The 21623-nt window shown below is 70.0% G+C and carries 16 protein-coding genes; 7 read left to right on the plus strand and 9 right to left on the minus strand.

The window, feature by feature from the left end:
• Positions 1–43 precede the first annotated feature (43 nt).
• The 3 genes from ACX9GQ_RS10195 to typA all read left to right on the plus strand — a co-directional run bounded on the left by ACX9GQ_RS10195 (position 44) and on the right by typA (position 4926).
• Positions 44–1354: a TAXI family TRAP transporter solute-binding subunit gene (locus tag ACX9GQ_RS10195; protein WP_459629421.1), complete on the plus strand. Its 1311-nt coding sequence runs from the start codon at positions 44–46 to the stop codon at positions 1352–1354.
• A 22-nt stretch (positions 1355–1376) separates the two neighbouring features.
• Positions 1377–2933 carry an alkaline phosphatase D family protein gene (locus ACX9GQ_RS10200; protein WP_459629422.1) on the plus strand — a complete coding sequence of 519 codons (1557 nt, stop codon included), beginning with the start codon at positions 1377–1379 and terminating at the stop codon, positions 2931–2933.
• A gap of 160 nt (positions 2934–3093) precedes the next feature.
• On the plus strand, positions 3094–4926 hold the full coding sequence (gene typA / locus ACX9GQ_RS10205) for a translational GTPase TypA (protein WP_459629423.1): 1833 nt from the start codon (positions 3094–3096) through the stop codon (positions 4924–4926).
• Between the two features lie 91 nt (positions 4927–5017).
• Here typA and ACX9GQ_RS10210 read toward each other — a convergent pair whose 3' ends face one another.
• From ACX9GQ_RS10210 to ACX9GQ_RS10220, 3 genes are all read right to left on the minus strand, one after another.
• Positions 5018–7243, minus strand: a complete 2226-nt coding sequence (locus tag ACX9GQ_RS10210; protein ID WP_459629424.1) for a xanthine dehydrogenase family protein molybdopterin-binding subunit — start codon at positions 7241–7243, stop codon at positions 5018–5020.
• 3 nt (positions 7244–7246) lie between these two features.
• Positions 7247–7702, minus strand: coding sequence for a (2Fe-2S)-binding protein (locus tag ACX9GQ_RS10215; RefSeq protein ID WP_459629425.1), 456 nt, complete (start codon positions 7700–7702; stop codon positions 7247–7249).
• 205 nt (positions 7703–7907) lie between these two features.
• Complete coding sequence (locus tag ACX9GQ_RS10220) at positions 7908–8558, minus strand: RraA family protein (RefSeq protein WP_459629426.1); 651 nt, start codon at positions 8556–8558, stop codon at positions 7908–7910.
• 296 nt (positions 8559–8854) lie between these two features.
• Here ACX9GQ_RS10220 and ACX9GQ_RS10225 point away from each other — a divergent pair, with 296 nt between their 5' ends.
• The 4 genes from ACX9GQ_RS10225 to ACX9GQ_RS10240 all read left to right on the plus strand — a co-directional run bounded on the left by ACX9GQ_RS10225 (position 8855) and on the right by ACX9GQ_RS10240 (position 12797).
• Positions 8855–10225 carry an ABC transporter substrate-binding protein gene (locus ACX9GQ_RS10225; RefSeq protein WP_459629427.1) on the plus strand — a complete coding sequence of 457 codons (1371 nt, stop codon included), beginning with the start codon at positions 8855–8857 and terminating at the stop codon, positions 10223–10225.
• A gap of 163 nt (positions 10226–10388) precedes the next feature.
• Complete coding sequence (locus ACX9GQ_RS10230; RefSeq protein WP_459629592.1) at positions 10389–11174, plus strand: carbohydrate ABC transporter permease; 786 nt, start codon at positions 10389–10391, stop codon at positions 11172–11174.
• Positions 11171–12040, plus strand: coding sequence for a carbohydrate ABC transporter permease (locus ACX9GQ_RS10235; RefSeq protein ID WP_459629428.1), 870 nt, complete (start codon positions 11171–11173; stop codon positions 12038–12040). Before ACX9GQ_RS10230 ends, ACX9GQ_RS10235 begins: the two co-directional genes overlap by 4 nt.
• Positions 12041–12044: 4 nt before the next feature.
• A complete protein-coding gene (locus ACX9GQ_RS10240) occupies positions 12045–12797 on the plus strand; it encodes an SDR family oxidoreductase (RefSeq protein WP_459629429.1) in 753 nt (250 codons plus the stop codon).
• A 3-nt stretch (positions 12798–12800) separates the two neighbouring features.
• On the opposite strand, the gene ACX9GQ_RS10245 is transcribed toward ACX9GQ_RS10240, so the two are convergent.
• From ACX9GQ_RS10245 to ACX9GQ_RS10270, 6 genes are all read right to left on the minus strand, one after another.
• A complete protein-coding gene (locus ACX9GQ_RS10245; protein WP_459629430.1) occupies positions 12801–14627 on the minus strand; it encodes an ABC-F family ATP-binding cassette domain-containing protein in 1827 nt (608 codons plus the stop codon).
• A 42-nt stretch (positions 14628–14669) separates the two neighbouring features.
• A complete protein-coding gene (locus tag ACX9GQ_RS10250; RefSeq protein WP_459629431.1) occupies positions 14670–15857 on the minus strand; it encodes an MFS transporter in 1188 nt (395 codons plus the stop codon).
• A gap of 3 nt (positions 15858–15860) precedes the next feature.
• The gene (locus tag ACX9GQ_RS10255) at positions 15861–17891 is read right to left on the minus strand and encodes a dipeptide ABC transporter ATP-binding protein (RefSeq protein ID WP_459629432.1); all 2031 of its coding nucleotides are present in this window, start codon (positions 17889–17891) and stop codon (positions 15861–15863) included.
• Positions 17884–18786, minus strand: a complete 903-nt coding sequence (locus ACX9GQ_RS10260) for an ABC transporter permease (RefSeq protein WP_459629433.1) — start codon at positions 18784–18786, stop codon at positions 17884–17886. The genes ACX9GQ_RS10255 and ACX9GQ_RS10260 overlap by 8 nt, the downstream gene beginning before the upstream one ends.
• Positions 18783–19721, minus strand: a complete 939-nt coding sequence (locus ACX9GQ_RS10265; RefSeq protein ID WP_459629434.1) for an ABC transporter permease — start codon at positions 19719–19721, stop codon at positions 18783–18785. Before ACX9GQ_RS10265 ends, ACX9GQ_RS10260 begins: the two co-directional genes overlap by 4 nt.
• A 119-nt stretch (positions 19722–19840) precedes the next feature.
• Positions 19841–21505, minus strand: coding sequence for an ABC transporter substrate-binding protein (locus tag ACX9GQ_RS10270; RefSeq protein WP_459629435.1), 1665 nt, complete (start codon positions 21503–21505; stop codon positions 19841–19843).
• Positions 21506–21623 lie beyond the last annotated feature (118 nt).

Genomic DNA, 21623 nt, shown 5'->3' on the forward strand with positions numbered 1-21623 from the left:
ATCCAACGAGCGGCACTCGGGGCCGCGCTGGAGGGCTGATCGCGTGCGCTGGCGCCTGTGGGCCATCGCCGTCGCCGCCGCGGCGGGCATCGCCGCGCTGACCGGCGCGGCATGGTATGCGGCGACGCGCCCGACGGTCCTTCGGGTCGCCGTCGCGGACCGCGGCGACGACGTGCGGCTGCTGTCGGCCGCGGCCCAGCTGCTGCGGCGCGACAAGGCCCCCATCCGGCTGAAGCTGGTCCCGGCCGCCGATCCGGCCGCCGCGGCCGAGGCCCTCGACTCCCGCCAGGCCGATCTCGCCGTGGTGCGCAGCGACGTCGCCGTCCCCGCCGCGGGCGAGACGGTCGCGATCCTGCAGCGCGGGGTGGCCCTGATCATCACCCCGGACACCGGGCTTGCCGATGTCGGCGGGCTTGCCGGCCGCAAGGTGGCGATCGTCGGGTCGTTCGCGGCGGACGAGAAGCTCCTCGACGCCATCCTCGCGCATTACGAGGTCCCCTCCCCGCGGGTCCGGCGGGAGACGGTACCCCCTGCCCAGCTTTCCGAGGCGCTCGCCCATCGCGGCTTCGACGCCGTCTTCATCGTCGGCGCTCCCACCGGGGCGGCCATCGCGGACGCCGTCCGGTCCGTCGCCGCCGCCGGCGGCCGGCCCGTGTTCCTGCCCGTCTCGGAGGCGGAGGCGATGGCGCTGCGCCGGCCTGACCTCGAGAGCACGGAGGTGGTGCGCGGCGCTTTCGGCGGCACGCCGCCGCGGCCGGCCGAACCGCTGACGACGCTGGCGGTGACGTGGCGTCTGATGGCCCACGCGACGCTCGACAGCGCAGCCGTGGCCGAACTGACGCGCCGGCTCTTCACCATGCGGGCGGACCTTGCCCGGAGCGTGCCGGCAGCCGATCGGCTGGAGGCGCCCGACCTCGACAAGGACGCGCCGCTGCCGGTGCACCCCGGCGCCGCCGACTACTTCCAGGACGAGGAACAGACGTTCATGGAGCGCTACGGCGACTGGATCTACGTCGCCGCGATGCTGCTCGGCTTCGGGGCGTCGGCCATCGCCGCCGTGGCGGCCCGCATGCGCTCGCGCACGCACCGGCACGCCCACCGCATCGAGCACCTGCTCGCACTGGTGAGCCGCGCGCGCGGCGCCGCTTCGCCGGAAGACCTCGCCGCCATCGAGGCAGAGGCGGACGCCGTCGTGGCCGAAACGCTGACCGCCGCCGCCGACCCGCCGGACGCCGCGCGGCTGGCGGCGCTGTCCTTCGCCCTCGACCAGGTGCGCCATGCCGTGGCGGACCGCCGCCGGCAGATCCATCCGGGCGAGCCGCCGGCCGACCTCGCCTGGCGGGTGGCCAAGTGAGCCGTCCGCGGGGGATGCGGCGATGATCTGGCGGCCGACGCGACGCGCGCTGCTCGCAGGCACGGGCGCCCTCGTCGCCGCGCCGGCGATCAGCCGTGCCGCGGACCGCCCGCAGGCGCCGCTCGGCGTGCAGTCGGGCGACACCTCCGCCGGCAGCGGCATGGCCTGGATCCGGTCGGATCGGCCGGCGCGCGCGATCGTCGAGGCGTCGACGACCGAGTCGTTCCGGGATGTCGCCGTCCGGGAAACGCTGGAGCTGCTGCCGGCGACGGACCTCACGGGCAAGCTCCGGCTGGACGGGTTGCCGGCGGGGCAGGAGGTGTTCTACCGCTTCACGCTCTTCGACCTGTACGAGCCCGCGCTGAAGGGCGCCACCGTTTCGGGCCGGTTCCGCACCGCGCCGTCCGATCCCGGTCGATCCGTCTCGTTCGTCTGGTCGGGCGACACGGCGGGGCAGGGATGGGGGATCGACCCGGCGCGCGGCGGCATGCGCACCTACGCGACGATGCTCGGCCACCGGCCGGACTTCTTCATCCACAGCGGCGACACGATCTACGCCGACAACCCGCTGGAGCCCGAGGTGCGGCTGGCGGACGGCAGCCTCTGGAAGAACCTGCTCGTGCCGGAGAAGCTCCGGGTGGCGCAGACGCTCGACGAGTTCCGGGGCAACTGGCGCTACAACCTGCTGGACGACAACCTGCGGTTGTTCAATGCCGAGGTGCCCACCTTCGCGCAGTGGGACGATCACGACGTCACCGACAACTGGTGGCCGGACCAGCCGCTCGATCGGCCCGTGCACGCAAAGCGCGGCTACACCGAGCGGTTCATGACCCCGCTGGCCGCCAACGCGCGCCGCGCCTTCCACGAGTACATGCCGGTGCGGCCGAACCTCGAGGCGCCGGGGCGCATCTACCGGAAGATATCGTGGGGGCCGCACTGCGACGTCTTCATGCTGGACATGCGCAGCGAGCGCGGGCCCAACGGCGACAACCGGCAGGACCGGGCGGGGCCCGACGCGGCCATCCTGGGCGCGGCGCAACTCGCCTGGCTGCAGCGGGAGCTCGCGGCCTCGACGGCGACGTGGAAGTTCATCGCGGCCGACCAGCCCCTCGGGCTGATCGTCTTCGACGACTTCGTCACCCGCACCGGCAGCGAAGCGGTGGGGCAGGGCGCGGGGCCGCCGCTGGGGCGGGAGCTGGAGATCGCCGCGCTGCTGCGCTTCATCCGCGACCGCCACATCCGCAACACGGTGTGGCTGACGGCCGACGTCCACTACACCGCCGCCCACCGCTACGACCCCGGCCGGGCCGTGTTCCAGGAGTTCGAGCCGTTCTGGGAGTTCGTCTCGGGCCCGATTCACGCCGGCACCTTCGGACCGAACGCCCTCGACCCCACCTTCGGCCCCGAGGCCGTCTTCGTGAAGGCGCCGCCGCCCGGGCAGTTCAACCTGCCGCCCTCGGCCGGCCTCCAGTTCTTCGGCCACTGCGCCATCGACGGCGGCACGGGCCGCCTCACGGTGACGCTGCGCGATGTCGCCGACATGGCGTTGTGGGCGGTCACGCTCGACCCGCAGCGGTAGTCCGCAATCGCCTCCTCAACCATCCGGGCAAATCCGCCATTGCCCTGACACGTTCTGTGGCTATATTGCGCCGCAACAGAAGAGACGACGTCCGCCCGGCGCTTGCTCCAAGCCGCCGGGTTTCCCGTGTTTGAACCCGAATTCTGACTCCGGCGGCCCCATGACCCTGCGCAACATCGCCATCATCGCCCACGTCGACCATGGCAAGACCACGCTGGTGGACAAGCTGCTGGCCCAGTCCGGCACGTTCCGCGAGAACCAGCGCGTCGCCGAACGGGCGATGGACTCCAACGACCTCGAGCGCGAGCGCGGCATTACCATCCTCGCCAAGTGCACCTCGGTGCAGTGGAAGGACGCGCGCATCAACATCGTCGACACGCCCGGCCACGCCGACTTCGGCGGCGAGGTGGAGCGCATCCTCAACATGGTCGACGGCGTCATCGTGCTGGTCGACGCCGCCGAGGGGCCGATGCCGCAGACGAAGTTCGTCGTCGGCAAGGCGCTGAAGCTCGGCCTGCGCCCGATCGTGGCGATCAACAAGATCGACAAGCCAGAGGCCCGGCCGACCGAGGTGATCAACGAGGTGTTCGACCTGTTCGCCGCGCTCGACGCGACCGACGAGCAGCTCGACTTCCCGATCCTCTACGGCTCGGCCAAGCAGGGCTGGATGGCCGAGAGCCCCGAGGGGCCGAAGGAGAACCTCGCGCCGCTGTTCGACCTCGTGCTCAAGCACGTGGCGCCGCCGGCCGTCGAGGAGGGCCCGTTCCGCCTGCTCGGCACCATCCTCGAGGCGAACCCCTATCTCGGGCGCATCGTCACCGGGCGCATCACGTCCGGCACGGTGAAGCCGAACCAGGCGTTCAAGGTGCTCGACGCGAAGGGCAACCTCGTCGAGCAGGGCCGGATCTCCAAGGTGCTGGGCTTCCGCGGACTGGAGCGCGTTCCGGTCGAGGAGGCGTCGGCCGGCGACATCGTCGCCATCGCCGGCATGGTGAAGGGCACGGTGGCCGACACGTTCTGCGACCCGCTGGTCGACGCGCCGCTCACGGCCCATCCGATCGACCCGCCGACCGTGACCATGCAGTTCCGCGTCAACGACTCGCCGCTCGCCGGCACCGAGGGCGACAAGGTGACGAGCCGCGTCATCCGTGACCGCCTGCTCAAGGAGGCGGAGGGCAACATCGCGCTGCGCATCACCGAGTCGGCCGAGAAGGACTCCTTCGAGGTGGCCGGGCGCGGCGAGCTGCAGCTCGCCATCCTGATCGAGACGATGCGCCGCGAAGGTTTCGAGCTCGCCGTGTCGCGGCCGAAGGTGGTGTTCTCGAAGGACGAGGCCACCGGCCAGCTGCTGGAGCCCATCGAGGAGGTCACCATCGACGTCGACGAGGAGCACTCGGGCGTCGTCGTGCAGAAGATGTCCGAGCGACGCGCCGACATAATCGAGATGCGCCCCTCCGGCGGCAACCGCCTGCGCCTCGTGTTCCACGCGCCGACGCGCGGGCTGATCGGCTATCTCGGCGAGCTGCTGACGGACACGCGCGGCACCGCGATCATGAACCGGCTGTTCCACGCCTACGCGCCCTGGAAGGGCGAGGTGGCGGGCCGGCGCAACGGCGTGCTGATCTCGAACGACCAGGGCGAGGCCGTGGCCTACGCCATGTGGAACCTCGAGGATCGCGGCCCGATGATGATCGAGCCCGGCTGGAAGGTCTACCAGGGCATGATCGTGGGCGAGCACACCCGCGACAACGACCTCGAGGTCAACGTCCTCAAGGGCAAGAAGCTCACCAACATCCGCGCCGCCGGCAAGGACGAGGCGGTGCGCCTCACCCCGCCGATCCGGATGACGCTGGAGAAGGCGCTCGCCTACATCCAGGACGACGAGCTCGTTGAGGTGACGCCGAAGGCGATCCGCCTGCGCAAGGTCTTCCTCGACCCCAACGACCGCAAGCGCGCCGAGCGCGCCCGCGAGGCGGCCGCCCTGGCGGGCTGAACCGCTCCGGAGCGGCCCTGGCCGCCGCTCCTGTCGATCCCGTGAAAAGGCCGGCGACGCCCCGGAGCGCGCCGGCCTTCTTCGTATCCGGTCAGGCCGGCAGGCCGGCCTTCACCTTGCCCGGCGTCAGCGGCAGGTCGCGGAAGCGTGCGCCACACGCGTCGAAGACGGCGTTGGCAAGCGCCGCCCCCGCGGGACCCTGCGAGGCCTCGCCGGTACCCAGGAAGGGCGCCCCCGGACGGTTGATCTGCACGACCTCGATGTGCGGCACCTCCTCGAAGGTGAGGATGGGATAGGCCTCCCAGTCGCTGCTCTTCACGCCCTCGCCGTCGAAGCGCACCGCCTCCTTCAGCGTCCAGGACAGGGACTGGATGAGCCCGCCCTCGATCTGGTTGGCGATGCCGTCGGGGCTGACGATCTCGCCGGAGTCGTTGGCCGCGACGGCGCGAATCACGCGGATCTCGCCCGTCTCGCGATCGACCTTCACCTCCATGGCGATGGCGGTGTAGGCGGCGAGGTTCTTGTAGCGGGCGAAGGCGAAGCCCTTGCCGTGGCCCTCCTTCTTCTGGAACGTCGACCAGCCGAAGGCCTCCGCCGCCTTCGCCACCACGTCGCGCGCGCGCTGGTCCTTGAGGAAGCGCAGCCGGTATTCGACCGGATCGGCCTTCGCCCGCGCGGCGAGCTCGTCCATGAAGCTCTCGATGGCGAAGATGTTGGCGTAGGCGCCGAGCCCGCGCGTCGACGACGAGCGCACCGGCATCTCGGCGACGAAGTGCGTCGTCACCTTGTGGCCGGGGAACTCGTAGAGCGCGATGGCATTGCGGTCCGCCGCATAGTTGGGCGGGCCGCCGTTGACCGGCGCCGGCTGGGCGAAGGGCTTCTCCAGGTACTGGGCCGCGAGGAGATTGCCCGGCTGCCCGCTGGGCCGCACGCCGTGCGAGCTCGACCAGAGCTCGAAGGTCCAGTCCAGCACGTTGCCGTCCGCGTCGACGTCCGCCTTCGCCTTCATCACCATGGCCGAGCCGTAGGGCTCGAACCGGTGCTCGTCGCGTCGCGACCACTGCAGGCGCACGGGCGTGCCCGGCATGGCACGGGCCAGCAGGGCGACGTCGGCGGCGACGTCGTCGGCGCCGTTGTGCCCGTAGCAGCCAGAGCCCTGCATGTGCTGGCAGCGCACCTTGTCGACCGGGAGCCCGAGCATCTTGGCGATGGCCTCGCCCGTCTCGAAGACCGACTGGCTGTGCGTCTGGATGACGACGCTGCCGCCGTCCGCCGCGAAGGTCGCCACGGCGCAGGACGGGCCGATGGAGCCATGCATCTGGTAGGGCCGGCGGTAGGTCTGCTCGACCGTCGCGGCCGCGGTCTTCCCGTCGGCGCGCTTCTGGTCCTTGATGAGGATGTCCTTGGCCGGGGCCTTCTGCAGCCAGTCGTAGATCGTCTCGTTGTTGGGGCCGCCGGACTGCACCTCCCACTTCGCACCCTGGCTGAGCGCGGAGGCCGCGGCGATGGCCTGCTCCTCGCGCTTCGCGATGACGCCAAGGAAGCTGCCGTCGCGCACGACCTTGATGACGCCGGGCATCTTCTCCGTGGCGGCGGTGTCGAGCGACACCAGCTTGGCGCGTGCGGTCGGCGGGCGCACGACCCTGGCGTGCACCATGCCCGGCGGCCGGTGGTCCTGCACGTAGATCGGCGCGCCGGTGACCTTGGCCGGGATGTCGATGCGGCCGACGGACGTGCCGATGTAGCGGCGCTGCGCTGCCGGCTTCATGGGCGCCGTGCCCTTGGCCTCGACCTCGAGCTCCTTGCCCGTGACGAGGTCCCAGTAGGTCGTGCTCTTGCCGCCCGGCGCCGTGACGACGCCGTCGGCCACGGTCAGGGCGGCTGCGTCGGCGCCGAGCTTCTGCGCGGCGAGGCCGAGCAGCAGGGCGCGGGCCTCGGCCGACACCTGCCGCACGGCCGTGCCGCAGTTGGGTATGGAGAAGGACCCCGCCGTCGTGCCCTCGTTGGGCACCAGCGCCGTGTCGCCGGAGACGATGGCGATCCGCTTGATGTCGACGTCGAGCTCGTCGGCGCAGAGCTGCGTGACCGCGGTGAGGATGCCCTGCCCGAGCTCGACCTTACCGACGAGCAGCGTGACGGACTTGTCGGCGTTGATCCGCAGCCAGGAGCTGATGCGCGGGAACTGCTTGAGGTCGCCCTGCAGGACGGGCGCGGTGGCCTGCGCGAAGGCGTCGGGGCCAAGGAGGCTGAAGCCGAGGGCCAGGAAGCCGCCGGCCTTGAGCACGTCGCGGCGGGATGCGTGCATCGGAGCGTTCATGGCTCAGGCCTCCTTCGAGGCGCGCAGAACGGCGCGCACGATGCGGTTGTGGGCCCCGCAGCGGCACAGGTTCTCGTTGAGGGCGCTGCGGACCTTCGCCTCGGTGGGCTTGGGGTCGAAGTTGAGCAGGGCCTGCGCCTTCATGATCATCCCCGACACGCAGTAGCCGCACTGGGCCGCCTGCTCGTCGATGAAGGCCTGCTGCAGCTTGCTGGGCTTCTCGAGGGTGCCGAGCCCCTCGACCGTGACGACCTCGCGGTCGCCCACCTCGCTCAGCTTCGTGACGCAGGAGCGGGTGGCGGAGCCGCCCACCAGCACCGTGCAGGCGCCGCACTGGTCCATGCCGCAGCCGAACTTCGGGCCGTTGAGCCCGATGTCGTTGCGCAGGACGTAGAGGAGCCACGTGTCGTCAGGGGCCTCCACCTCGTGGACGCGCCCGTTCACCTTGAGCCTTGCCATGTCGTTCCTCGCCCTTGCGTCTCTGGGGACGCTCGTTGTCGTTGGGCGGGCCGGAGACCGGCGACCGGATCAGGCCGGCTCGCTCGTGCCCACGGTAAGCGCAACCGGCCGGATGCCGCAACGCGGCGGGCGTTGCGGGACGCGCAACCCCTCGTGAGCCCGCACGCATGGCGCGGGCCCCCGCGCCGATTCGTGGCAGCCGTCGTCAGAACTTGCCGAAGCGGAGATAGGCCTCCTGCGGGTCGACGCCCGAGAGGATCGCGGTGCGGACCTTGTTCTCCGTGGCGATGGCGGTCTCGGCCTTCTCCACAACCTCCGCGGCGATGGCCTTCGGCACACGCACGAGACCATCGCGATCGCCGAGGAGGTAGTCGCCGGGAGCGACGATGACATCGCCGATGCGGATGTCGACGTCGACGGCCCGCGGCAGCCAGTAGCCGACGATGTCGCGCGGGGTATGGCCCCGCGACCAGGTCTGGAAGCCCATGGCGATGAGGAAGTTGACGTCGCGGACATAGCCGTCGGCGACGCAGCCCAGCACGCCCTTGTTCTTCAGCGTCTCGGCGGAAAGCTCGCCCATGTGGGCGACGACGCGGTCGTTGGGCTGCGACACCCAGATCGTGCCCGGCCTGGCCTTGCTCAGCAGGCCCGTCCACTGCAGCAGCGTCTCATGGGCGTCGGCGCGCGGATCGACGCGTCCGTCGATGGTGAAGGCGGGGCCGGCGAGGCTCTCCTCGGGGAAGAGGGGACGCAACTCGGCCGGGAAAGTGAAATCGCGCAACCCCATCGCGCGCATCACGTCGTGCACCACGCCCGTGTAGCAGGCCTTCAGGCGGCGGGTGATCTCGTCCGTCATGGGGTCTCCTCGGTCTGGTCGCGGCCTGTCCCGGCCCTATCTGAGCTTGGCACCAACTGGGGCGAAAAAGCAAAATGCCCCTGCTAAATCGAATAAAGCGGGCGCAAAGTCTCATCGGCAAGCCCACCTGGGCCGATTGCGCGCCGATTGGGCTGGACCGCGTGGAGGCATCCGCGTAGAGTGCGCCCGCCGAGACAAGGGCGAGACCGCGCGGACGGGCGACCAGCCTCACCGCGGGCCAGAAGACCACGGCACGAAGCGGTCACGCCAGACACGGATCGCAAGGGAGGAACCGCATGAAGAGACTGCTTGTCGGCGCCATTTCCGCCGTCGCCCTGATGGCGGCGAGCCAGGCCATGGCCCAGGAGAAACTCAACGTCCTGTGGGTCAAGGGCTTCTACAAGGCCGAGGACGACGCCCTCTTCGAGGCCATCAAGAAGTTCGAGGCCAAGACCGGCGTCAAGGTCGAGCTGTCTCAGTTCGCCATCCAGGACATGATCCCGAAGACCGTCGCCGCGCTCGACGCGGGGCAGGTGCCGGACGTCGCCTACGCGGACACCTATGACTTCCAGGTGACCGGCCGCTGGGCCTTCGACGGGCGTCTCGAGGACATCTCGGACATCATCAACCCGATCAAGGACCGCTTCGCGCCCAACACGATCGAGACCACGTACCTGTGGAACGACAAGGACAAGAAGAAGGCCTACTACGCCTACCCGATCAAGCAGCAGACGATGCACATCCAGTACTGGAAGGACATGCTGGAGGCGTCGGGCTTCAAGGAAAGCGACATCCCGAAGGACTGGAAGGGCTACTGGTCCTTCTGGTGCGAGAAGGTGCAGCCGGCCAACCGCCGCGCCACCGGTTCGCGCAACTTCGGCATCGGCCAGCCGATGGGCGTCGACGCCACTGACAGCTTCTACTCGTTCCTGACCTTCATGGACGCGTACAACGTCAAGCTCGTCGACGATAACGGCAAGCTGCTCGTCGACGATCCCAAGGTGAAGCAGGGTCTCGTCAGCGCCCTGACGGACTACACCGAGGTCTACACCAAGGGTTGCGTGCCGCCCTCCGCCACCAGCTGGAAGGATCCGGACAACAACGTCGCCTTCCACAACAAGACCACCGTCATGACCCACAACGCGACGATCTCGATCGCCGCCAAGTGGCTCGACGACTCCAACAACTCCGCCCTGACCGCAGAGCAGCGGGCCCAGGCGAAGAAGAACTACGAGGAGCTGATCGCGACGGCCGGCTTCCCGAACAAGCCGGACGGCACGACGTTCACCTACCGCGCTGCGGTCAAGACGGGCGTGATCTTCAACAACGCCCCGAACAAGAAGCGCGCCAAGGAGTTCGTGGCCTTCCTCCTCGAGGAGGAAAACCTGCGTCCCTACGTCGAGGGCTCGCTCGGCCGCTGGTTCCCGGTGACGAAGGCCGGCATGGAGAGCCCGTTCTGGCAGGCCGACCCGCATCGCCGGGCCGTCTACAACCAGTTCAAGGCCGGTACCGTGACCTTCGAGATCACCAAGAACTGGAAGTTCACGAACCTCAACAACGAGAACGTCTGGGCCAAGGCCATGAACCGCGTGGTCAACGAGAAGGTCCCGGTCGACAAGGCGGTCGACGAAATGATCGCCCGCATCAAGGAAGTCGCCGGCTCCTGAGCCGCGCGTTCCCCCGCTCGCGGCGGCCGCCTTCACGGGCGGCCGCCCTTTTCGACAGGAAGACGCCATGTCGAGCGTGACCCTCACGAGCCCGCCAGGCACGGCCGTCGGCCTGCAGGGCCAGCGCCGCCTCGTCGATTCGTGGCAGTTCTGGGGCGCCCTGATGGTGATCCCCTACCTGCTGGTGTTCTTCCTGCTCGTCGTCTACCCGGTCATCTACGCCTTCTGGCTGGCGCGGCACCCTGACGACTACGTCAAGCTCGTCGAGGACCCGATCTTCCGGCGGTCCGTCGTCAACACGCTGGTCTTCCTGTTCGTCGCCATCAACCTGAAGATGGCCGTGGCGCTGTTCCTGTCGGGTTTCTTCCTGGTCCAGCGCTGGTGGATCAAGGTCCTGACGGTCCTCTTCATCCTCCCGTGGGCCGTGCCCTCGATCCCGACGATCCTCTCGGTGCGGTTCATGCTGAACCCCGAGTGGGGCGTCATCAACCAGACGATCTTCAGGCTGACCTTCCAGGATGGTCCGAACTGGCTGAACGACCCGCAGCTCGGGCTGTTCTTCGCCATCCTGGTCCACATCTGGAAGTCGCTGCCGTTCTGGACCCTGATCCTTCTGTCCGGACGGCTCGCCATCTCCGCCGATCTCTACGAGGCCGCCTCCGTCGACGGCGCGTCGGGCTGGCAGAAGTTCCGCTTCGTCACCTGGCCCTCGGTGCGGCAGCTCTACCTGACCTGCGCGATCCTCTCGACGATCTGGTCGCTGGGCGACTTCAACAGCGTCTACCTGCTGACGGGCGGCGGTCCGGCCGACCTGACCCACGTGCTGGCGACGCTGGGCATCCGCTACCTGCGGCTCGCCGAGGTCAACATGTCCATGGCGACGATCGTGGCGGCGCTGCCGCTGATCCTGCCGCTGGTCTACTTCATGATGAAGAGGCTCTCGAAATGAGCGTCGCGGGCTCCCAGGCGGGCTTTTCCTGGCGCGCCGTCTCCACCGAGGCGAAGCTCCTCCTGATCGGCATCCCGTTGCTGATCTGGACGCTGCTGCCGATCTACCACCTCTGCCTGTTCGCGTTCTCGGACAAGCAGTCCGCGTTCTCGGGCAACCTGTTCCCGACGAACCCGACGCTGCGCAACTTCGAGATCGTGTTCGGCCAGAAGCACTACTTCCTGACGCATTTCTGGCGGCAGCTGTGGAACTCGGTCTTCATCGCGGGGATGACCGGGCTCCTGACCCTGTTCGTGGCGACCTTCGCGGCCTTCGCGATCAGCCGCCTGAAGGTGAAGGGCGGGCGGACGGTGCTCAACATGGCGCTGTTCACCTACTTCATCCCGGCGGCGTTCCTCGCGGTGCCGATGTACCGGACCATGGCGATCTACGACCTTCTGGGGTCGCAGTGGGCGCTGATCCTGGCCATGGTCGCCATCGCCTCGCCCTACGCGATCTGGGTGCTGAAGCAGGCCTCGGACAAGCTGCCGCTCGAGCTGGACGAGGCCGCCATCATGGACGGCGCCAGCGCTCCGCAGTTGTTTCGCCTCGTCTACCTGCCGCTCATGGGGCCGTCGCTCGTCGCGGTGGGCATCTACGCGATCCTGCTCGCCTGGAACGAGTATCTCTATGCGTTCCTGCTGCTGTCGCGCGACACGTCGCTGACCCTGCCGGTGGCGCTCGGCAACTTCATGGCGGCGGACGACTCGCCGTGGGAGCTGCTGATGACAACGGGGCTCATCTACGCCCTGCCGCCGGCGGCCGTGTACTACGTGTTCCGCCGCTACATGGTCTCCGGCCTCACCGCCGGCGCCGTGAAGAGCTGACGCGATGGCCCGCCGTCCGCTCGTGCTGGTGACCGGCGGAAGCCGCGGCATCGGCGCCGCGACCGCCGTGATGGCGGCCATGCGGGGATACGACGTCGCCGTGAACTACCGCGGCGACCGCGCCGCGGCCGAACGTGTCGTCGCCGCCTGCCGGCAGGCCGGGGCCCGCGCCGACCTCTTCCAGGGCGACATGGCCGTCGAGGCCGACGTCTCGCGCGTCTTTGCTGAGGTGGATGCGGCGCTCGGGCGCATCGACCACCTCGTCAACAATGCCGGGATCACAGGGCGCGCCAGCCGCCTCGACGAGGCGCCGGCGGACGAGATCCGCCGCACGATCGACCTCAACGTGACGGGAGCCATCCTCGCCGCCCGCGAGGCGATCCGCCGCCTCTCCCCGCGCCACGGCGGGTCGGGCGGCAGCATCGTCAACCTCTCTTCGGCGGCGGTGTGGCTGGGCGCGCCGAACGACTTCGTCTGGTACGCCGCCTCGAAGGGCGCCATCGACAGCCTGACGATCGGCCTGTCGAAGGAGCTCGGCCCGGAGGGCATCCGCGTCAACGCGGTGGCGCCGGGCCTCATCGAGACGGACATCCATGAGACGGCCGGGCTCGGTGGCCGGATCGGGCGGCTCGCGCACATGGTGCCCCTGCAGCGCGGCGGCACCGCCGACGAGGTGGCGGAGATCATCCTGTTCCTGATGTCGGACGCCGCCCGCTACGTTACCGGCGCAACCTACCGCGTCACCGGCGGACGCTGACGCTCAGCCTTCCAGCTCCTCGCGCAGCATCTCGAGCCGCAGCCACTCCTCCTCGGCCGCGGCAAGGTCGGCCTGCGCCTTCGCGGCGGCGGCCGTAAGGGCGGAAAAGCGCGCGGGATCCCTGGTGTAGAGCTGCGGATCGGCGAGCGCCGCGTCGATGCGGGCGATCTCGGCCGCGAGCTTCTCCATCGTCGCCGGCAGCGTCTCGAGCGCGTGCTTCTCCTTGAAGGAGAGCTTGCGCTTCGCCGCCGGCGCGGCGGGCTGCGGAGCGACGGCTGGTCCGGAAGCGGGTTTCTCGCGCGCCGCCGTCGCCGCGGGCGCGGCCTTCGCCGTCACGCCCTCGCCGCGCTGGGCGACCATGTCGCTGTAGCCGCCGGCATATTCCTGCCAGCGGCCCTTGCCCTCCGAGACGATGACCGAGGTGACGACGCGGTCGAGGAAGTCGCGGTCGTGGCTGACGAGGATCACTGTTCCCGGATAGTCCGCCAGCGTCTCCTGCAGCAGGTCGAGCGTCTCGAGGTCGAGGTCGTTGGTCGGCTCGTCGAGGACGAGCAGGTTGGAGGGCTGCGCCAGCGCCTTGGCCAGCACGAGACGCCCACGCTCACCGCCCGACAGCACGCCCACCGGCGTGCGCGCCTGCTCCGGCTGGAACAGGAAGTCCTTCATGTAGCTCATCACGTGCTTGCGCTGGCCGGCGACCTCGATCGTGTCGCCCCGCCCGCCGGTGAGCGTCTCGGCGAGGCCGACGTCCGGATCGAGGCTGTCGCGGCTCTGGTCGAGCGTCACCATCTGGAGGTTGGCGCCATGGCGCACCATCCCCGAATCGGGTGCCAGCTGGCTGGTGAGGAGCTTGACGAGTGTCGTCTTGCCCGCGCCGTTGGGGCCGACGAGCCCGACCCGGTCGCCGCGCAGGATGCGGATGGAGAAGTCGTCCACCACCGGCGTGTCGCCGTAGCGCTTGGCGATCCGCTCCGCCTCGACGACGAGCTTGCCGGAGACGTCGCCCTCGCTGACCGAGAGCCGGACACTGCCCTGCGCGCGGCGGCGGCCGGCCCGCTCCTGCCGCAGCGAGGCGAGCTCGGCCATGCGGCGCACGTTGCGCTTGCGGCGCGCGGTGACGCCGTAGCGCACCCAGTGTTCCTCGGCGACGATCTTCCGGTCGAGCTTGTGCGCCTCCAGCTCCTCCTGGGCGAGGACCTCGTCCCGCCACGCCTCGAACTGGGCGAAGCCCTGCTCCATCCGCCGCGTCCGGCCGCGGTCCAGCCAGACCGTGGCGCGCGACAGGGTCTCGAGGAAGCGCCGGTCGTGGCTGATCAGGACGAGCGCGGAGCGCAGGCCCCTGATCTCGTTCTCCAGCCATTCGATGGCGGGGAGGTCGAGGTGATTGGTCGGCTCGTCGAGCAGCAGGATGTCGGGCTCGGGGGCGAGCACGCGGGCCAGCGCCGCCCGCCGCGCCTCGCCGCCGGACAGCCGGGCCGGATTCTCGTCGCCGGTCAGGCCGAGCTCCTCCAGCAGGTAGCGGGCCCGGTAGGGATCGTCGCCCGGGCCGAGGCCGGCCTCGACATAGGCGAGCGTGGTGCTGGCTGCCCCGATGTCCGGCTCCTGCGGCAGGTAGCGCACGGTGGCGCCGGGCTGCAGGAAGCGGGTGCCGGCATCGGGCTCCACGAGCCCGGCGGCGATCCGCAGCAGCGTCGACTTGCCCGAGCCGTTGCGCCCGACGAGGCAGAGGCGCTCGCCGGGCGAGACGGACAGGTCCGCGCCCGTGATGAGCGGCGTGCCGCCGAAGGTGAGACGGACGTCCTGCAGGAGGAGAAGAGGAGGCGCGGCCATGGTGCGTCCGTGTCGCAGATCGACGCGCGGCGGGCAAGCCGCTCAGGGCGACGGGCGCTGCGGCAGGGCGAGCAAGGGCAGGAGCGCGAGGTTGGCGATGCCGAGCACGCCGAAGAGGGCGCCGGTGCCCCAGGCGTCCATGGCGAGCGAGGTTGCGAAAGGCCCGACGCTGGCGCCGAGCCCCCAGACGACGAGGAGGCTGCTCGACCACGTGACGCGCTGCTCGGGCCGGGCCACGTCATTCATCAGCGCGGCCGACAGAGAATAGAGGACGAAGGCGATGCCGCCCCAGGCACCAATCAGCGGCACGGCGAGGAGGGACGGCAGCGACGCCGCAGCGGGCGCGGCCAGCGACAGCGCGGCGACGGCCGCAGCGACGGAGGCCATGACAGGCTTGCGTCCCACGCGGTCGGAGAGGACGCCGAGCGGGATCTGGAAGGCGAGGCCGGTGAGCTGGATGGCGACGAGCATGGTCGCGATGCTGCCGACGGACAATCCGCGGTCGAGTCCCCACAGGGGCAGCAGCCCGACCGAGGTGACGGTCGTCGCGCCGTGCAGGGCGGCAGCGATGGCCGCGACGGGGACGCGAAGCGGCACGTCCGCGAGGCTCCCGAGGCGGCGGGCGCCCAGCGGTGGCGGGGGCTGGCCGACGGTCGAGGCCACGAGCGGCCCGGTGAGATAGGCGATCGCCGCGGCCGCGAAGAGCACCAGCCCCGCGGGGTCGCCGAAGGCGAGGGAGAGCTGGCCCGCCGCGAAGACCGTGCGGCTCATCGTCAGGTAGGCGGAGAAGGCGGCGCCGCGGTGCCGCGCGGGGGCCCGATCCGCCAGCCACGCCTCGGTGACGGTGAGGTAGCAGCCGGAGGCGAAGCCTGCGACGGCGCGCAGGCCGCCCCACGCCAGGCCCACCGGCGTCGCCCAAAGCGCGAGGGCCACCGCGGCAGAGACGAGGGCGGCGACGCCCAGCAGGGGACGGGCGCCCAGGCGGGCGACGAACAGCGGCGCCGCAAGGCACCCGGCCAGGAAGCCTACGGAATAGGCGCTGGAGACGAAGCCGGCCAGTGAGGCCGTCTCGGTCGCGCCGAGGCGGAACGGCACGACGGCGCCGAGGATGCCGGTTCCCAGCTGGAAGATCGCGATGGTGCCGATGACGCGCGCGACATCCGGCAGGGCGCGGGCAGTCGGCGGCCCCGGATCGCCGGAGGCGCTTGCGGAGGGCGGGGCCCTGTCCATGGGTCAGAGGGTGGCGGGGAGGGCGTCGGGCTCGAGGTGGCAGGCAATGGAGTGCCCGGGCGCAGTGGACCGAACGGGCGGAGGCGTCGTGTCGCACAACCCCTCGATGCGACGGGGACAGCGCGAGGCGAAGGGACAGCCGGGAATCTCGGCCAGCGGGCTCGGCATGGCACCGGACAGGATGATCGCCGGCTCCGGCGCGTCGGGGTCCGGCCGCGGCACGGCGGCCAGCAGCGCGGCGGTGTAGGGATGCCACGGCGGCGCGAACACCGCGTCGGCGGGGCCGTACTCGACGATGCGGCCGAGGTACATCACTGCGACCGTGTCGGCCATGTGGCGCACGAGCGCGAGGTCGTGAGAGATCAGCAGCAGGGCGATCCCGGACGAGGCCTGCAGGTCCGCCAGCAGGTTGACGATCGCCGCCTGCACCGAGACGTCGAGCGCCGACACCGGCTCGTCCGCGAGAACGAGCTCGGGATCCCCTGCGAAGGCGCGGGCCAGCGCGACGCGCTGCCGCTGGCCGCCGGACAGCTGGTGCGGCATCCGCTTCAGCATCTCGGCCGGGAGGCGGACCTTCTCCAGCAGCCGCGCCGCCTCCGTCTTCGCCTGCGCCTTGGTGAGACCGCGCAGCAGGCGCAGCGGGCGCATGACCGCGTGCTCGACGGAGTGGCTGGGATTCAGCGTCGAATCCGGGTTCTGGAAGACCATCTGGATGCGGCGCTTGAGGTCCTGCGGCCGGTCGTCGATGTCGGTTCCGCCGAGGTCGAAGGTACCGAGACGCGCCTCGCCGGAGGTGGCGCCTGTGAGCCCGGACAGCACCTTGGCCAGCGTGGACTTGCCGCTGCCGGACTCGCCGACGACCGCGAGGGTGCGCTGGCGACGCGCCTCCAGCGACACGTCGGTCAGGGCACGCACCTCGCCGCGGACCCCGCCGGACAATCCGCCGCCGACCGCGTAGCGCTTGCTCAGGTCCGTGACGCTCAGGATGACGGGCTCGTCCTCCTCCGCGCCGCGCCGGGCCGCCGGCGCAGCGGCCGGCTGGTGCCGCGCGGCCCGCACGACGTCCAGCCGTGTGCAGCGGGCGAGATGGTCACCGGAGGAAGCCGGCACGAGCCCGACGGGCGACGCCTCGCAGAGGGCCGGCACGGCAAAGGCGCAGCGCGGGGCGAAGGCGCAGCCGATGCGGCCGCGATCGGCCGCCTGCAGCGTGCCGGCGATGGGCCGCAGCGGCGCATGGTTCCGCCCGGCCTCGATGCGCGGCAGGGCCGCCAGTAACCCGTTCGTGTAGGGATGCGCAGGCTCGCGGAAGACGGAGCGGATCGAGCCGGTCTCCACCAGCCGCCCGGCATAGAGCACGCCGATCCGGTCGCAAATGCGCGCCACGGTGCCGAGGTTGTGGCTGATGAAGAGGATGGCCGTGCCGAAGCGGCGGCGCAGGTCGCGCACGAGGTCGAGGATGGCGGCCTCGATGGTCACGTCGAGGCCGGTCGTCGGCTCGTCCATGATCAGCAGCGCCGGCTCGGCCATCAGCGCCATGGCGATCACGACGCGCTGCTGCTGTCCGCCCGACAACTCGTGCGGGTAGCGCGTCATCATGCGCTCGGGATCCGGGAGGCGTACCTCGCCCAGCATCCGGATGGCACGGTCGCGGGCCCTCTCCGGGTCCGTCTCCCCGTGCAGCAGCGGTACCTCGACGAGCTGCCGTCCGATGGTGACGACGGGGTTCAGGCTCGACATCGGGTCCTGGTAGACCATCGCGACGCGATTGCCGCGGATCTGACGCAGGCCGGCGTCGTCGAGGGTCGCGAGGTCCTTGCCGTCGAACAGCACCCGCCCCTTGGAGACGCGCATGCCTCGCGGCAGGTAGCGCAGGGCTGCGAGCGCGAGCGTGGACTTGCCGCAGCCGGATTCGCCCACGAGCCCCAGCGCCTCTCCCGGTGCGATCGAGAACGACACGTCGTCGACGATCCGCGTCGTGCCCTTGCGGTTGGTGTACTCGATGGAGACGGACTCGAGACGCAGCACGTCAGTCATCGAGCGCGGCCTCCCGCAGGCCGGTGGCCAGGAAGTTGAAGCCGACCACGAGCGACGACACCGCCGCGGCCGGGATCAGCGTCATGTGCGGGTAGACGAAGATGAGCCCATAGCTCTCCTTGATCATCCCGCCCCAGTCCGGGTCGGGCGGCGGCAGGCCAATCCCCAGGAAGCCGAGCACGCCGATGGCGATGGTCGTGTAGCCGAGGCGCAGGAAGAAATCGACGATCAGCGGTCCCCGCGCGTTGGGCAGGATCTCCACCAGCATGATGTGCAGCGTGCTCTCGCCCCGCATCCGGGCGGCCGCCACGTAGTCGCGGTTCTTCACGTCGAGCGTCACGGCCCGCACGATGCGGGCGATGATCGGCGCCTTGGTGATCGTGATCACGAGGATGATGTTCAGCGCGCTGGCGCCGAACTTCGCGAGGATGATCAGGTAGAGGATGATCTGCGGGAACGCGAGGAGCACGTCGCCCACCCGCATCACCACCGTGTCGACGATGCCGCCGCGGTAGCCCGCCACGAGACCGAGCAGGGTGCCGACGATCGCGGCGCCGAGCACCGCGATCGGCGCGACGAGCAGCACCGTCCGCGCGCCCCACATGATCCGGGAGAGCATGTCGCGGCCGAGTTGGTCCGTGCCCAGCCAGTGCGTGGCCGAGGGATACGGGTTCACCAGCGCCATCGGGTCCATCTGGTTCGGCGGGTACGGCGCGAGGACCGGCGCCAGCACCGCCATGAGGGCCCAGAAGACGATGATCCCGCCGCCGAGCGTGGCGATGGGCGAGATGGTGAGGCCGTTCCAGAGCAGCCGCGCGACGGACGCCGACGGATCGGCGGCGCGCTCGCTGGCGGATGCGGTGACGGGTCCGGCCGTCTGCCCGGTCTCGCTCACAGCCGGATCCTCGGGTCGAGGGCGCGGTAGCCGAGGTCGCCGACGATCTGCGTCATCATGGTGACGAACACCGCGACGAGCGTGCCAGCCTCGATGACAGCGATATCCTTGGCCAGCGCCGCCTCCAGCATCATCCGGCCGAAGCCGGGATAAGCGAAGACCATCTCGACGACGACGAGTCCTGCCACGAGGTAGTTGATCTGCAGCAGGATCACCGTGAAGGGGGCGATGAGCGCGTTGCGCAGCGCGTGCTTCACCACCACCGAGCGAAAGTCCATGCCCTTGAGGATCGCCGTGCGGATGAAGGGCTGGCGCATCACCTCCACCATGGAGGTGCGGATCATGGCGATCAGGTATCCGGAGTCGTACAGCACGACGACGAGCGCCGGCAGCACGAGCTGCGTCCAGATGGGCCAGCCGTCGCCCGAGCGCAGCGGCGAGGCGCCCGGCAGCCATCCGAGGCCGACGACGAAGATCGCCAGCAGAAACACGCCCATCGCGAACTCCGGGATGGAGGCGCAGACGGACGAGAAGACGGAGATCGAGCGGTCGATCCAGCTGCGTTCCCGCATGCCGGCCAGCACGCCGAGCAGCACCGAGAACGGCACGATGACGACGAAGCAGACGGCGGCGAGAAGCAGCGTGTTGCCGAGCCGGTCCCACAGCACTTCGGCGACGGGCCGCTTGTAGATGAGCGACTGGCCGAAGTCGCCGCGCAGGGCGTTGCCCATCCACTCGAAGTAGCGGACCAGCACCGGGCGATCGAGCCCCATCTGCTGCGTCACGCGCTCGACCTGGTCCTGCGTGGCGTAGGGGCCCAGCAGCTTGCGCACGACGTCGCCGGGCGCGAACTCGTTCAGGGCGAAAACGAGGAAGGACACGGCGAACAGCGTGATCGCCATGTTGAGCAGCTGTTTCGCCCAGTAACGCGCCATGCACGCTCCATGTCCGCCCCGCCCGGACTGCCGTCATTCCTCGCGGCGACGGCCGCGCGGAATTGCCTTTGCCACCGCAACGACGAAAGGGCGGCGGGCCGGGCCCGCCGCCCCCGGGATCAGGCGTCCACCCAGAGCCGGCTGGCCTCGATGTAGACCGACGGATGCAGCTGGTAGCCCTTCACCTTCTTGTCCGTGAAGGTGAAGAGGGCGCGCCAGAGCGGGACGACCGCCGGGCCCTCGTCCAGCATGATGCGCTCGATCTTCGCCATCACGGCGCGACGCTTCTCGACGTCGAGATAGCCCTCGGCCTCGGTGATGAGCGCGTCAAACTGGGCGTTGGACCAGTTCGACTCGTTCCACGACGCGCCGGTGCGGTAGGCGAGGCCAAGCACCATGGTGCCGAGCGGACGGTGCGCCCAGGTGGTGAAGCCGAAGGGCACCTTCGTCCAGTTGTCCCAGTACTGGTTGGACGGCATCACGTTGATCTTGGTGCGGATGCCGGCGCCCTTCCACTGCTCGACCAGGGTCTGCACGGCCAGAAGTTCCCAGTCCGGAGTCGGCCGGCAGGCGATCTCGACGTCGATGCCGTTGGGGTAGCCAGCCTCGGCGAGCAGCGCCTTCGCCTTGGCCGGATCGTGCTTCATGCTGATCTCGGGCGCGTACTCCGGATGCACCGGCGCCACGTTGTGGTGGTCGCCGGGCTTGCCGAGACCGCGATGGGCCGCCTTCAGCACCGCCTCGGTGTCCGTCGCGTAGCGCAGGGCCTGGCGAACGCGCTTGTCGTCGAAGGGCTTGACCGGATGAACGCGGGCCACCGCCGTGTAGGCCGTGTCCACCGTGAGCATCTGCGCGTGCGGGATCTTCTCCATCGCCGGCAGCGTGCTGATCGAGCCCTGGTACTGCATGTCGATCTGCTTGGCGGCCATCGCGGCGACATAGGCGGCGGCATCCTCGCCGAGGTCGACGATCTCGAAGCGTTCCACCCAAGGGCCGCCGCCCCAGTAGGCGTCCTTGCGCGGCACGAAGACGGCGCGCCGTCCCACGTCGAGCTCGACGAGTTCGAACGCTCCGGTGCCGTTCGAGCCGACGCCGAACTTTCCGCCCTCCTCCGGATCCATGATCAGGAAGGGATAGTGGAAGAGCGCCTCGGGAATGGCGAGGTTTGGCGCCTGGCCGTTGATGCGGAAGGTGAAGTCGTTGACCTTCTCGATCGCGCTGGCGTCCCAGAGCTTGGTCGACTTCTTGGCGGCGCCCTTGTCGTCCTTCTGGCCAGTGTCGTACTCGGTCAGCATGAAGCCCTTGAGCAGGCCGACCACGGACGAGCCGGTGTTGGGGTCGAGCACCCGCTTGAAGTTCCAGATGGCGTCATCGGCCGTGAACTGGCGGCCCTTGCGCCACTTCACGTCCTGCCGGAGCGTGAAGGTCCAGGTCTTCAGGTCCGGGCTCGCATCCCATTTCGCGACGAGGTTCGGCCGCGTGATGTTGTCGGCGCCCGTGTAGGTCAGGTAGTCCATCACCTGGCGGCCGGCGTTGGCCGCCTCGATCCAGGAATAGGTGTGGGGGCTGGAGAGGTCCTGCACGCGCATGCCGAGGCGGACCACGCCGCCCTTCTTCGGCGTGCCCTGCGCCAGCGCGGGCGCCGGCAGGCCGACCATGCCATAGGCGCTGGCGGCGGAGACGCCGAGCAGCGTCGCGATGCGCAGGAAGTCGCGCCTGTCGAGCTTTCCTTCGGCGAACTCGCGGCCCGCATGCTGGATGACTGGATGTTCCCGATCGACCATGAAACCCCTCCCGGTTCCTGTTGTGACAGGGCCGCGCCCGGTCGTGGCGGGCCCATCTTCCGGCAGCCTAGCACCCTGTCACGGCTCGACAAGCCGTTCCGCGCGCACCTTGTCCGGG

This window comes from Alsobacter sp. R-9 (assembly GCF_054612375.1).

Coding starts and splice junctions, on each gene's coding strand:
- ACX9GQ_RS10200 (WP_459629422.1), top strand. CDS start 1,377: ATGATCTGGCGGCCGACGCGACGCGCGCTGCTCGCAGGCACGGGCGCC.
- typA (WP_459629423.1), top strand. CDS start 3,094: ATGACCCTGCGCAACATCGCCATCATCGCCCACGTCGACCATGGCAAG.
- ACX9GQ_RS10210 (WP_459629424.1), bottom strand. CDS start 7,243: ATGAACGCTCCGATGCACGCATCCCGCCGCGACGTGCTCAAGGCCGGC.
- ACX9GQ_RS10215 (WP_459629425.1), bottom strand. CDS start 7,702: ATGGCAAGGCTCAAGGTGAACGGGCGCGTCCACGAGGTGGAGGCCCCT.
- ACX9GQ_RS10220 (WP_459629426.1), bottom strand. CDS start 8,558: ATGACGGACGAGATCACCCGCCGCCTGAAGGCCTGCTACACGGGCGTG.
- ACX9GQ_RS10225 (WP_459629427.1), top strand. CDS start 8,855: ATGAAGAGACTGCTTGTCGGCGCCATTTCCGCCGTCGCCCTGATGGCG.
- ACX9GQ_RS10230 (WP_459629592.1), top strand. CDS start 10,389: ATGGTGATCCCCTACCTGCTGGTGTTCTTCCTGCTCGTCGTCTACCCG.
- ACX9GQ_RS10235 (WP_459629428.1), top strand. CDS start 11,171: ATGAGCGTCGCGGGCTCCCAGGCGGGCTTTTCCTGGCGCGCCGTCTCC.
- ACX9GQ_RS10240 (WP_459629429.1), top strand. CDS start 12,045: ATGGCCCGCCGTCCGCTCGTGCTGGTGACCGGCGGAAGCCGCGGCATC.
- ACX9GQ_RS10245 (WP_459629430.1), bottom strand. CDS start 14,627: ATGGCCGCGCCTCCTCTTCTCCTCCTGCAGGACGTCCGTCTCACCTTC.
- ACX9GQ_RS10250 (WP_459629431.1), bottom strand. CDS start 15,857: ATGGACAGGGCCCCGCCCTCCGCAAGCGCCTCCGGCGATCCGGGGCCG.
- ACX9GQ_RS10255 (WP_459629432.1), bottom strand. CDS start 17,891: ATGACTGACGTGCTGCGTCTCGAGTCCGTCTCCATCGAGTACACCAAC.
- ACX9GQ_RS10265 (WP_459629434.1), bottom strand. CDS start 19,721: ATGGCGCGTTACTGGGCGAAACAGCTGCTCAACATGGCGATCACGCTG.
- ACX9GQ_RS10270 (WP_459629435.1), bottom strand. CDS start 21,505: ATGGTCGATCGGGAACATCCAGTCATCCAGCATGCGGGCCGCGAGTTC.